This window comes from Streptomyces dysideae, from assembly GCF_001514305.1.
In the GTDB taxonomy this organism is placed as follows: Bacteria; Actinomycetota; Actinomycetes; order Streptomycetales; family Streptomycetaceae; genus Streptomyces; species Streptomyces dysideae.
Genome location: NZ_KQ949095.1, coordinates 1 through 12,352, shown reverse-complemented (window position 1 = coordinate 12,352; position 12,352 = coordinate 1). Strand labels below are relative to the sequence as shown.

The window sequence follows — 12,352 nt, the reverse complement described above, 5'->3', positions numbered from 1 at the left end:
CGCCCGTGTTCCGGCCCGTTTTCCGACGTCCCGGAACCTCTTGACACCCACCTGCACGCCAGGCACATTGAGTTGCGCAACCTGAAGCATGTTGCGCAGACAGCAACTAAGTCGGCTGGACTGGTTCACAACCCGGAGGTGCGGCGATGGCGGGACCCCGAGTGGTCATCATCGGAGCGGGTGTCGTGGGGGCGGCACTCGCGGACGAGATCTCCACACGAGGCTGGACCGAAGTGACCGTGGTCGACCAGGGCCCGCTCCCTGCCACCGGGGGCTCGTCTTCGCACGCCCCGGGCCTGGTCTTCCAGACGAACCCTTCGAAGACCATGACCGAACTGGCTCGCTACACCGTCGAGAAGTTCTGCTCCCTCGACGTCGACGGCAAGCCCTGCTTCCTGCAGGTCGGCGGCCTCGAAGTGGCGACCACCCCCGAGCGCCTCGCGGAACTGCACCGCCGCCACGGCTGGATCACCGCCTGGGGCATCGAGGCGCGGCTGCTGAGCGCCGACGAGTGCGTCGAGCAGCACCCGCTGGTGAACCGGGACAAGGTCCTCGGCGGCCTCCTGATCCCGACGGACGGCCTCGCCAAGGCCGTCCTCGCCGTCGAGGCGCAGATCCGCCGCGCCACCGAACGCGGCGTGCGCTTCCTCGCCCGCCACGAAGTCCTCGACGTCCAGCAGAGCGAGGGCCGTGTCACCGGCGTCGTCACCGACCAGGGCGAGATCCCCGCCGACATCGTCGTGTGCTGCGCCGGCATCTGGGGTCCGAAGATCGCCCGCATGGTCGGCATGAACCTCCCGCTCACCCCGCTCGCCCACCAGCTCGCCTGGACCGGCCCGGTACCGGCCCTCGCCGGCCAGACCGAGGAGGCGGTGCGCCCGATCCTGCGCCACCAGGACGCCGACCTCTACTACCGTGACCGCTTCGACGGCATCGGCATCGGCTACTACGGCCACCGCCCGATGCCGATCTCCGCCGACGACATCCTCTCCGTGAACGAGGCTGAGGAGATGCCCTCGGTCCTGAAGTTCACCGAGGAGGACTTCGAGGACGCCTGGACCGAGACCCAGTCCCTCCTCCCCGCGACGAAGGATGCGAAGGTCGAGGAGGGCATCAACGGCCTGTTCTCCTTCACCACCGACGGCAATCCCCTCCTCGGCGAGTCCCTCGACGTCAAGGGCTTCTGGGTCGCCGAGGCGGTCTGGGTCACCCACTCCGCGGGCGTGGGCCGGGCCATGGCCGAATGGCTGGTCGACGGCTACTGCTCCTCCTTCGACCTGCACGAGTGCGACGTCAACCGCTTCGAGCCGCACCAGCTGTCCCCGGAGTACGTCCTGGCCCGCGACTGCCAGAACTTCGTCGAGGTCTACGACATCCTGCACCCGCTGCAGCCGTCCGGGCACCCGCGCCCGATCCGCACCAGCCCCTTCTACGCCCGCCAGCAGGAGCTGGGTGCCTTCTTCCTGGAGGCGAACGGCTGGGAGCGCCCGCAGTGGTACGAGGCCAACGCGGGGCTGGTCGAGGGCCGCTCCATCCCCACCCCCGACGACTGGGCCGCGCAGTACTGGTCGCCCATCGTCGGCGCCGAGGCCCAGGTCACCCGCGAGACCGTCGCGATGTACGACATGACGGCCCTGAAGCGCCTGGAGGTGACCGGCCCCGGTGCCGCGGACTGCCTGGAGCGGCTGGTCACCGGTAAGGTCGCCAAGTCCGTCGGCTCGGTGACGTACACCCTGCTACTGGACCACGACGGCGGCATCCGCAGCGACATCACCGTCGCCCGCCTAGCCCGCGATCTCTTCCAGGTCGGCGCCAACGGCAACCTGGACCTCGACTGGTTCACCCGCCACCTCCCCGCCGACGGCACGGTCCAGGTCCGCGACATCACGCCCGGCACCTGCTGCATCGGCCTGTGGGGACCGCTCGCCCGCGAGGTCCTGCAGCCCCTGACCGACGAGGACTTCTCCAACGCCGGCCTGAAGTACTTCCGCGCCAAGCGCGCCTACATCGGCAGCGTCCCGGTGACGGCGATGCGGCTGTCGTACGTCGGCGAACTCGGCTGGGAGCTCTACACCACCGCCGACCAGGGCCAGAAGCTGTGGGACACCCTGTGGCGGGCGGCCGAGCCGCTGGGCGGCATCATCGCCGGCCGTGGCGCCTTCAACAGCCTCCGCCTGGAGAAGGGCTACCGCTCCTTCGGCACCGACATGACCTACGAGCACGACCCCTACGAGGCCGGCGTCGGTTTCGCCGTCAAGCCCGACAAGGGCGACTTCATCGGCAAGGGGGCGCTGGAGCGGCGTAAGGCCGACGTACGGCGGAAGTTGACGTGCCTCACGATCGACGGCGCGCGGTCGGTCGTCATGGGCAAGGAGCCGGTGTACGACGGTGACCGCGCGGTCGGTTACGTCACGAGTGCCGCGTACGGCTACACGATCGGCAAGGGGATCGCGTACGCGTGGCTGCCGACGGAACTCACAGCCCCTGGGACCGCCTTGCACATCGGGTATTTCGACCAGCGCGTCGAGGCTGTCGTCGCCGAGGAGCCGTTGTTCGACCCGACGATGTCCCGTCTCCGTGGCTGAGTGGTTCGAAGGGGGTGCCGCGATGGGTTGTTGGTCGGCTGCGGGTGTGTTGTGGCTGGTCGCGCCCCGCGGCGGAGCCGCATATCGACACAGCCCCGCGCCCCTTGAGGGCGTTGCAGCTCAGGCTCTAGGAAGGAGTACGGTCGGTGACTGCACAGCTGCTTGACGGCAAGGCGACCGCTGCCGACATCCGTCGCGAACTCGCCGAACGCGTGGCCAAGTTGACCGCCAACGGCGGCCGTCCGCCGGGGCTCGGCACCGTCCTGGTCGGCGACGACCCTGGCAGCCACACCTACGTCGCCGGAAAGCACCGGGACTGCGCGCAGGTGGGCATCGCCTCCCTCCGCCGGGAACTGCCCGCCGACGCCACCCAGCGGCAGGTCGAGGACGTCATCGACGAGCTCAACGCCGACCCGGCCTGCACCGGCTACATCGTCCAGCTCCCGCTCCCGCGCCACCTGGACGCCAACGCCGTACTGGAACGCATGGACCCCGCCAAGGACGCCGACGGCCTGCACCCCGTCAACCTCGGACGGCTCGCCCTCGGCGTCGAAGCCCCGCTGCCGTGCACCCCGCGCGGCATCGTGGAACTGCTCCGCCGGTACGAGGTGCCGATCGCCGGAGCACGGGTGTGCGTGGTCGGACGCGGCATCACCGTAGGACGCTCCCTCGGTCTCCTGTTCACCCGCAGGTCCGAGAACGCCACCGTCACCCTCTGCCACACCGGAACCAAGGGCTTGGCCTGGCACGTACGCGAGGCGGAGATCGTCATCGCGGCCGCCGGCTCGCCCGGGCTGATCACCAAGGACATGCTGCGCCCCGGAGTGGCGGTCCTGGACGTCGGCATCACCCGTACCGACCACGGGCTGGTCGGCGACGTGCACCCGGACGCCGCCGAGGTGGCCGGATGGCTCGCGCCGATGCCCGGGGGCGTAGGACCCATGACGCGGGCGATGCTCCTCGCCAACGTCGTCGAGGCCGCTGAGAGGAACGCGAACACCGTATGAACCTGTCCCTTCCCGAGGACGGAGACTTCCGATGAGCCCCCGTACCCCCGGCGCCGAGCTCCCCGAACACCCCGACTGGCTGTGGCGCACGCCCGAGCCGAAGCGGTCGTACGACGTCGTCATCGTGGGCGGCGGCGGCCACGGCCTCGCCACCGCCCACTACCTGGCGAAGAACCACGGCATCACCAACGTCGCCGTGCTGGAGAAGGGCTGGCTCGCGGGCGGCAACATGGCCCGCAACACCACCATCATCCGCTCCAACTACCTGTGGGACGAGAGCGCCGGCATCTACGAACACGCCCTCAAGCTGTGGGAGGGACTGGCGGACGAACTCGACTACCCGATCCTGTTCTCCCAGCGCGGCGTGCTGAACCTCGCTCACAGCCTCCAGGACGTCCGTGACAGCGTGCGCCGCGTCGAGGCGAACCGGCTCAACGGCGTGGACGCCGAATGGCTCGACGCCGAGCAGGTCAAGGAAGTCTGCCCGATCGTCAACATCTCCCCGGACGTGCGCTATCCGGTCATGGGCGCCACCTACCAGCCCCGCGCCGGTATCGCCAAGCACGACCACGTCGCCTGGGGCCTGGCCCGCTCCGCCGACGCCGCCGGCATCGACATCATCCAGAACTGCGAGGTCACAGGACTGGACGTGGTCGGCGGCCGGGTGGTGGGAGTCCAGACCACGCTGGGCCCGATCGCGGCGGGCAAGGTGGCGCTCTGCTCGGCCGGCCACACCTCGGTCCTCGCGGCCATGGCCGGCATCGAACTCCCGCTGCAGAGCCACCCCTTGCAGGCGCTCGTGTCGGAGTTGCTGGAGCCGGTGCACCCGACGGTCGTCATGTCCAACGCGGTCCACGTGTACGTCAGCCAGGCACACAAGGGCGAGCTGGTCATGGGCGCGGGCATCGACTCGTACAACTCCTACACCCAGCGTGGCGCCTTCCACATCATCGAAGAGCAGATGTCCGCGGCCCTGGAGCTCTTCCCGGTCTTCGCCCGCGCCCATGTGCTGCGCACTTGGGGCGGCATCGTCGACGTCAGCCCGGACGCCTCGCCGATCATCGGCCTCACCCCCGTCGACAACCTCTACCTCAACTGCGGCTGGGGCACGGGCGGTTTCAAGGCCACCCCGGGTGTCGGCTGGGTCTACGCCCACACCATCGCCCACGACACCCCACACCCCCTCAACGCCCCCTTCTCGCTCGAACGATTCACCACCGGCGCGCTCGTCGACGAGCACGGCGCGGCCGCCGTGGCCCACTAGGGAGCCGAACGATGCTGCTGATCCAGTGCCCGTGGTGCGGGCCCCGCGACGAGGCCGAGTTCCACTACGGCGGCCAGGCCCATGTGCCGTATCCGGAGGCCCCGGCCGCCCTCAGCGATGAGGAGTGGGCCCGCTACCTGTTCTTCCGCGACAACCCGAAGGGCCCCTTCGCCGAGCGCTGGAGCCACGCGGCGGGCTGCCGCCGCTGGTTCAACGCGGTACGGGACACGTCGACGAACGAGATCCTGGCGGTGTACCGGGCGGGGGAGGAGCGTCCGGTGACTGCTGAGCCCCGTTCAGCGCAGCCGGCCCGTCCGGCGTTTGAGGACGAGGCCCCTTCAGGGCCGAAGCGGGGGCCTGGGGGCGCAGCCCCCAGCGGGGTCGAAGGGGCAGCGCCCCTGGAGGACGGGACGGGTAGGGGCGGGGGCGACGCGTCCATCAGCGGCTCCGCCGCGGGCCACCCGTTCCGCCACCCCACCCGCGGCCGAATCGACCGCGACGCCCCCCTCACCTTCACCTTCGACGGCACCGAATACCAGGGCTACCGAGGCGACACCCTCGCCTCCGCCCTGCTCGCCAACGGCGTCATCGAGGCCGGCACCAGCATCAAACTCGGCCGCCCCCGCGGCATCTTCTCGGCCGGCGTGGAGGAGCCCAACGCGGTCGTCCAGATCGAGGCCCCCTTCCCGGAGCCGATGCTCCCCGCGACGACCGTCGAGCTCTACGACGGCCTGGTCGCGACCAGCCTCCCCGGCCAGGGCCGCCTCGCCACCGAACCGGACCCCGCCCGCTACGACGCCGTACACGCCCACTGCGACCTGCTGGTCGTAGGCGCCGGCCCGGCAGGCCTCGCAGCCGCGGCGGCAGCCGCCCGCAGCGGCGCCCGCGTCATCCTCGCCGACGACCAGCCCGAGTTGGGCGGCAGCCTCTTGGGCACGGCCGAACACCTCGACTGGGTGGCCGAGGTCGCCGGACGACTCGAAGCCGAGTCCGAGGTGCGAGTGCTGCGCCGCACCACCGTCTTCGGCTACTACGACGACAACCACCTCCTGGCCGTCGAGCGCCGCACCAACCACCTCGGCGCCGACGCCCCCGACAACGTCTCCCGCGAACGCGTCTGGCGCATCCGGGCCCGCCGCGTCGTCCTCGCCACCGGCGCCCACGAACGCTCGCTGGTCTTCGCGGACAACGACCGCCCCGGGGTGATGCTGGCCACCTCGGCCCGCACCCACGTCAACCGCCACGGCGTCCTGCCCGGCCACCACGCGGTCGTCCTCACCACCAACGACAGCGCCTACGCGGCAGCGCTGGACCTCCACACCGCGGGCGTGGACATCACGGCGATCGTCGACACCCGCCCCGAGGCGGGGGAGTGGGCGGAGCGTGCCCGCTCGGCCGGCATCGAGGTGCTGACCGGCCACGCCGTCATCGGTACGGAAGGCGAGGCCCGCGTCACCGCCGTGACCGTCGCGCCGTACGGAGAGTCCACGGGGCAGCGGGAGTTCGCCGCCGACCTGCTGCTGGTCTCCGGGGGCTGGAACCCGGTGGCGCACCTGTTCAGCCAGGCGGGCGGCAAGCTGCGCCACGACGAGGCGCTGGGCTCCTTCGTCCCCGACACCTGCCGCCAGGCGGTCGAGGTCGCGGGCAGCGCGAGCGGCGTCCTCGACCTGGCCACGGCCCTGGCCCAGGGCGCCGCGGCCGGCACCCGCGCCATCGAGGCCGAGGGCTACACCGCGGAGGCGCCCCGCCTCCCGGAGACGGCCGCACAGCCGCGGCAGACGCCGCCCATGCACGTGTACGTCGTCCCCCGCGCCTCGGACGGTCCCCGTTTCGTCGACCTGCAACGAGACGTCACCGTCGACGACCTGGCCCGCGCGACCGGCGCCGGGATGCGCTCGGTCGAGCACACCAAGCGCTACACGACGGCCGGCACCGCCAACGACCAGGCAAAGACCTCCGGGATCCTGGCCAGCGGCGTCGTCGCCGAACTGCTCGGCGTGGACATCTCGGCGCTCGGCACGACGACCTTCCGGCCGCCGTACACACCGGTCTCCTTCGCCACGCTCGCGGGCCGCGACCGGGGCGCACTGCACGACCCGATCCGGACGACCACCCTGCACGACTGGCATGTCGAGCACGGCGCCCTGTTCGAGAACGTCGGCCAGTGGAAGCGTCCTTGGTACTACCCGCGGAACGGCGAGGACATGGAGGCCGCCGTCCTACGCGAGTGCGCCGCCGCCCGCGACAGCGTCGCCTTCATGGACGCCTCCACTCTCGGCAAGATCGACGTCCAGGGCCCGGACGCCGGCGTCCTGCTCGACCGGCTCTACACCAACATGATGAGCACCCTGAAGGTCGGCATGATCCGCTACGGCGTCATGTGCCGCCCGGACGGCATGGTCTTCGACGACGGGACGGTCATCCGCACAGCCCAGGACCGCTTCCTGGTCACCACCACGACCGGCAACGCGGCTGCCGTACTGGACTGGATGGAGGAGTGGCTGCAGACCGAGTGGCCCGAGCTGAAGGTCCACTGCACGTCCGTGACCGAGCAGTGGGCCACGGTCGCCCTGGTCGGCCCGCGCTCCCGCGAGGTCCTGGGCGCCCTCGCACCCCAACTGGCCGTATCCAACGACGACTTCCCGTTCATGGCCTGGCGTGAGACGACCGTCGCCGGCATCGACGCGCGCGTGTGCCGGATCAGCTTCTCCGGCGAACTGGCCTACGAGATCAACGTGTCACCGTGGGAGGCCCTCGCCCTGTGGCAGGCGCTGTACGAGGCCGGTGCCCCGTACGGCATCACCCCGTACGGCACGGAGACCATGCACGTCCTGCGCGCGGAGAAGGGCTACCCGATCATCGGCCAGGACACCGACGGCACCGTCACGCCGCAGGACCTCGGCATGAGCTGGGTGGTGTCGAAGAAGAAGCCCGACTTCATCGGCAAGCGCTCCTACGCCCGCGCCGATGCCGTCCGCCCCGACCGCAAGCACCTGGTGGGCCTGCTCCCCGAGGACCCGCAGGACTTCCTCCCCGAGGGCACCCACCTGGTCGCCGACAGCGTGCTGCCCGCGCCGCCCGTGCCGATGCTCGGCCACGTCACGTCCAGCTACCGCAGCGCCGCCCTCGGCCGGACCTTCGCACTCGCCCTGATCAAGAGCGGCCGGGACCGTATCGGCGAGCGGCTGTACGCCCCCGTGGGCGACCGACTGGTCCCGGTGACCGTCGCAAGTCCCGTCCTCTACGACCCCGAGGGAGCCCGTCGCGATGGCTGACACCGCCCTTGCCGCCCCGCCCCGCAGCCCCCTGTCGCACGCCGCCGACCGCCTGGCCGTCGCCACCCGCACCTCCGGAGGCGCGGTCCGGCTGGCCGAACTCCCCTTCCTGGCTCAGATCAACGTGCGCCTTGACGCGAAGGGAGCGGCGGCGGGTGCCGTCGGGCTCGCGCTGGACCTGCAACTGCCCCTCGAACCCAACAGCGTTGTACGCGCCGGGGAGTTGACCGTGCTCTGGCTCGGCCCCGACGAATGGCTGCTGGTGGGCCCGCCCGGCAGCGAACGGGACCTGGAGAGCCGTATCAGGGAGGCCGCGGGGGACGAGACCGTCTCCGTCATCGACGTCTCCGCCCAGCGCACCACGCTCCTCGTGGCGGGCCCCCGGGCCCGCGACCTGCTGGCCCACGGCTGCGCGCTGGACCTGCATCCGCGCGCCTTCGGCGCCGGACGCTGTGCTCAGACGACGCTGGGCCGCACGCAGGTCGTGCTGGTCGCCCGGGGCGAACCCAGGGCCGGATTCTGGGTACTGGTCCGCTCGTCCTTCGCCGGCTATCTGGCGGACTGGCTGCTGGACGCGGCGACGGAATACATCTGATCGACCGATTGGTCCGGCACCGGCTGTGGGAGCCTCAGCGGCTCCCACAGCCTTCGTGCTCGTGCGTGCGGATCGCCGCCGCGTACACGTCCACGGTCGCGGCGGCCGCCGTGTCCCAGCCGAAGGACCGGGCGTGCCGGGCGGCCGCCTCTCCCATCCGGGTCGAGAGCGCCGGGTCGTCCGCGAAGCTGCCCAGCGCTCGCGCGTAGTCGGCCGGGTCGTGCCCCGGCACCAGCAGGCCGCTCACCTCGTTCCGCACGGCCACCGGCAGACCGCCCGCGTCGGCCGCGATCACCGGTGTGCCGCAGGCCTGGGCCTCCAGGGCCACCAGACCGAAGGACTCGCTGTAGGACGGCATGACGAGCACGGACGCCGCCCGGTACCAGTCCGCGAGCCGGGACTGTCCGACGGGCGGGTGGAACAGGACCACGTCGGAGATGCCGAGCCGTGCCGCCAGCTTCTGCAGGCCCTCCGGCTCGGTCAGACCTGATCCGCTCGGTCCGCCCACCACCGGCACGACGAGCCGCTCGCGCAGTCGTGGCCGTTCCTGAAGGAGCCGGGCGACCGCGAGCAGCAGCACGTCCGGCGCCTTCAGGGGCTGGATGCGTCCCGCGAACAGCGGGATCAGCGCGTCGGCCGGCAACCCGAGGCGCACACGGGCCGCTGCCCGCCCGGCCTCGACACCGGCGTCGTCCGGCCGGAAGCAGTCCAGATTCACGCCCGGATGGACGACGGTGACCCGCTCGGCGTCGGCGTCGTAGTGACGGACCAACTCGGCCGCCTCGGTGCCGGTATTTGCGATGAGCCGATCGGCGGCCGCCACGATCTGCGTCTCGCCCGTCACGCGGGCCGCGGGCTCGGGTCTGTCGCCCATGGCGAGGGAGGCGTTCTTGACCTTGGCCATGGTGTGCATGGTGTGCACGAGCGGGACACCCCAGCGTTCGGCGGCTGTCCGGCCGACCTGGCCGGACAGCCAGTAGTGCGAGTGGAGCAGGTCGTAGTACCCAGGGTGCCGGTCGGTCCACGTCCGCGTCAGACCGTGCGTGAAGGCGCACAGGTACGCGGGCAGGTCTTCCTTGGCCGAGCCGTTGTAAGGACCCGCTTCCACATGCCGGACGAGAACACCGGGCGCGAGATCGACGACGGGCGGGAGCGCGGCGGAGGTGGCCCGGGTGAAGATCTCCACCTCGACGCCCGCGGCGGCCAGGCGCCTGGCCAACTCGACGACATAGACGTTCATCCCGCCAGCGTCGCCGGTGCCCGGCTGGTGCAGCGGGGAGGTGTGCACGCTGAGCATCGCGACGCGGCGGGGGCGGCGCCGGACGCTCACCGCGCGAGTTCCCTTTGTGCTCGCAGGGCCAGGCGATGCTCACCCGCGTAGACGTTCATGTTCTGGCCGCGCAGGAAGCCGACGAGCGTGAGTCCGGTCTCCGCTGCCAGGTCCACGGCGAGGGAGGTCGGAGCCGAGACCGCCGCCAGCACCGGGATGCCCGCCATGACCGCTTTCTGCGCCAGCTCGAACGACGCCCGCCCGGACACCAGCAGGATGGTCTGCGACAGGGGCAGTGCGCCGGACTGGAGCGCGCGTCCGATCAACTTGTCGACGGCGTTGTGCCGGCCGACGTCCTCACGCAGGTCCAGCAGTTCGCCGTCGGGCGAGAACAGCCCGGCGGCGTGCAGGCCCCCTGTCCGGTCGAACACTCGCTGTGCGGCCCGCAGTCGGTCGGGGAGGGCGGCCAGCAGCTCGGGCCCGACCCGTACGGGGGGACTGTCGGCGATCGGCCAGCGGGTGGTGGTCCGCACGGCGTCCAGGCTCGCCTTGCCGCACAGACCACAGGAGGACGTGGTGTACACGTTCCGCTCGAGCGTGATGTCGGGCACCACCACACCGGGGGCGAGCCGCACGTCGACGACGTTGTAGGTGTTCGAGCCCTCCGCCGTCGCACCCGCGCAGTACACGATGCCCGCGAGTTCCTCGGCCCGGCCGAGGACGCCCTCACTCACCAGGAAACCGGCCGCCAGCGCGAAGTCGTCACCGGGCGTCCGCATGGTGATGGCCAGCGGTCTGCCGCCGAGCCGGATCTCCAGCGGTTCCTCGGCGACGAGGGTGTCCGGTCGGGCGCCGACAGCACCGTCCCGGATCCGCAGCACGCGCCGACGCTCGGTGACTCGTCCCATGCCCGGCTCCGCTCAGCACTCGATGATGTTGACGGCGAGACCGCCCCGGGCGGTCTCCTTGTACTTGACCGACATATCGGCGCCGGTCTCCTTCATGGTTTTGATGACCTTGTCCAGGGACACCATGTGCGAGCCGTCGCCGCGCAGGGCCATGCGGGCGGCGGTGATGGCCTTGACGGCGGCCATGCCGTTGCGTTCGATGCACGGGATCTGGACGAGGCCGCCGACCGGGTCGCAGGTGAGGCCGAGGTTGTGTTCCATGCCGATCTCGGCGGCGTTCTCGACCTGTTCGGGTGTCCCGCCGAGGACCTCGGCGAGGGCGCCGGCGGCCATGGAACAGGCCGAGCCGACCTCGCCCTGGCAGCCGACCTCGGCGCCGGAGATGGAGGCGTTCTCCTTGAAGAGCAAGCCGATGGCCCCGGCCGCGAGCAGGAACCGTACGACTCCGTCTTCCTTTTCTCCTTCGGAGGCTGCACCCGGCACGAAGTTGATGTAGTAGTGCAGGACCGCAGGGATGATGCCGGCCGCGCCGTTGGTGGGGGCGGTGACCACGCGACCGCCGGCGGCGTTCTCCTCGTTCACCGCCATCGCGTAGAGAGTCGTCCATTCCAGGGCGTGTGTGGCCGGGGCGCCCGCGGCGCGCAGCTGGCGGGCGGTGACGGCGGCACGGCGGCGCACCTTGAGGCCGCCCGGCAGGATGCCCTCACGAGAAAGACCGTTGGCCACACAGCCCCGCATCACCCCCCAGATCTCCAGCAGACCGGCACGGATCTCCGCCTCGGTGCGCCAGGCCTGTTCGTTCTCCAGCATCAGCGCGGAGATGGACAGGCCGGTGTCGCGGGCGAGGCGGAGCAGGTCGTCGCCGGTGTGGAAGGGGTACTTCAGCACGGTGTCGTCGAGCTTGATGCGGTCCGCGCCGACCGCGTCCTCGTCGACGACGAAGCCGCCGCCCACCGAGTAGTACGTCTTCGACAGCAGCCCCGCCCCCGAAGCGTCGTACGCCCGGAGCGTCATGCCGTTCGCGTGGTACGGGAGTGCCTTACGGCGGTGCAGCACCAGGTCGTCGTCGAAGTCGAAGGCGATCTCCTGAGCATCGCCGATCTCGGCGCCCAACAGCCGCAGCCTTCCGGCCGACTTGATCCGCTCGACGTCGTGGTCCGCCTGGACGACGTCGACAGTCTGCGGCTCGTTGCCCTCCAGGCCGAGCAGTACGGCCTTCGGGGTGCCGTGGCCATGGCCGGTTGCGCCCAGGGAGCCGTACAACTCGGCGTGGACCTTGGCGGTCTGGGCGAGTACGCCGTCCTCCTTCAGGCCGACGACGAACATGCGGGCCGCGCGCATCGGGCCGACCGTGTGGGAGCTGGACGGGCCGATGCCGATCGAGAACAGGTCGAAGACCGAGATGGCCACGGTCACTCCTCAATTTGGGGCGCTGTTACTTGCTTAGG

Annotated in this window: 8 protein-coding genes; 5 read left to right on the top strand and 3 right to left on the bottom strand. The window is 71.0% G+C overall.

All coding sequences use genetic code 11. The annotated features are described in order from the left end of the window. Positions 1-146: 146 nt before the first annotated feature. From AQJ91_RS28550 to AQJ91_RS28530, 5 genes are all read left to right on the top strand, one after another. On the top strand, positions 147-2,585 hold the full coding sequence (locus AQJ91_RS28550; RefSeq protein WP_067027215.1) for a GcvT family protein: 2,439 nt from the start codon (positions 147-149) through the stop codon (positions 2,583-2,585). Between the two features lie 146 nt (positions 2,586-2,731). Beyond that, positions 2,732-3,592: a bifunctional methylenetetrahydrofolate dehydrogenase/methenyltetrahydrofolate cyclohydrolase gene (locus AQJ91_RS28545; RefSeq protein WP_067027213.1), complete on the top strand. Its 861-nt coding sequence runs from the start codon at positions 2,732-2,734 to the stop codon at positions 3,590-3,592. Between the two features lie 31 nt (positions 3,593-3,623). Next, positions 3,624-4,856 carry a sarcosine oxidase subunit beta family protein gene (locus AQJ91_RS28540; protein ID WP_067027211.1) on the top strand — a complete coding sequence of 411 codons (1,233 nt, stop codon included), beginning with the start codon at positions 3,624-3,626 and terminating at the stop codon, positions 4,854-4,856. 11 nt (positions 4,857-4,867) lie between these two features. Continuing rightward, positions 4,868-8,131, top strand: a complete 3,264-nt coding sequence (locus AQJ91_RS28535) for a sarcosine oxidase subunit alpha family protein (RefSeq protein ID WP_067027210.1) — start codon at positions 4,868-4,870, stop codon at positions 8,129-8,131. Next, a complete protein-coding gene (locus tag AQJ91_RS28530; RefSeq protein ID WP_067027207.1) occupies positions 8,124-8,726 on the top strand; it encodes a sarcosine oxidase subunit gamma in 603 nt (200 codons plus the stop codon). Before AQJ91_RS28535 ends, AQJ91_RS28530 begins: the two co-directional genes overlap by 8 nt. Before the next feature lie 34 nt (positions 8,727-8,760). On the opposite strand, the gene mshA is transcribed toward AQJ91_RS28530, so the two are convergent. From mshA to AQJ91_RS28515, 3 genes are read right to left on the bottom strand one after another with little or no spacing between them, the layout of a single operon-like run. Then, positions 8,761-10,056, bottom strand: a complete 1,296-nt coding sequence (gene mshA, locus AQJ91_RS28525) for a D-inositol-3-phosphate glycosyltransferase (RefSeq protein ID WP_067027205.1) — start codon at positions 10,054-10,056, stop codon at positions 8,761-8,763. Continuing rightward, positions 10,053-10,904, bottom strand: a complete 852-nt coding sequence (gene fdhD, locus AQJ91_RS28520) for a formate dehydrogenase accessory sulfurtransferase FdhD (protein WP_067027203.1) — start codon at positions 10,902-10,904, stop codon at positions 10,053-10,055. Before fdhD ends, mshA begins: the two co-directional genes overlap by 4 nt. A gap of 12 nt (positions 10,905-10,916) precedes the next feature. Next, on the bottom strand, positions 10,917-12,314 hold the full coding sequence (locus AQJ91_RS28515; RefSeq protein ID WP_067027520.1) for an L-serine ammonia-lyase: 1,398 nt from the start codon (positions 12,312-12,314) through the stop codon (positions 10,917-10,919). Positions 12,315-12,352 lie beyond the last annotated feature (38 nt).

Coding starts and splice junctions, on each gene's coding strand:
- AQJ91_RS28550 (WP_067027215.1), top strand. CDS start 147: ATGGCGGGACCCCGAGTGGTCATCATCGGAGCGGGTGTCGTGGGGGCG.
- AQJ91_RS28540 (WP_067027211.1), top strand. CDS start 3,624: ATGAGCCCCCGTACCCCCGGCGCCGAGCTCCCCGAACACCCCGACTGG.
- AQJ91_RS28535 (WP_067027210.1), top strand. CDS start 4,868: ATGCTGCTGATCCAGTGCCCGTGGTGCGGGCCCCGCGACGAGGCCGAG.
- AQJ91_RS28530 (WP_067027207.1), top strand. CDS start 8,124: ATGGCTGACACCGCCCTTGCCGCCCCGCCCCGCAGCCCCCTGTCGCAC.
- fdhD (WP_067027203.1), bottom strand. CDS start 10,904: ATGGGACGAGTCACCGAGCGTCGGCGCGTGCTGCGGATCCGGGACGGT.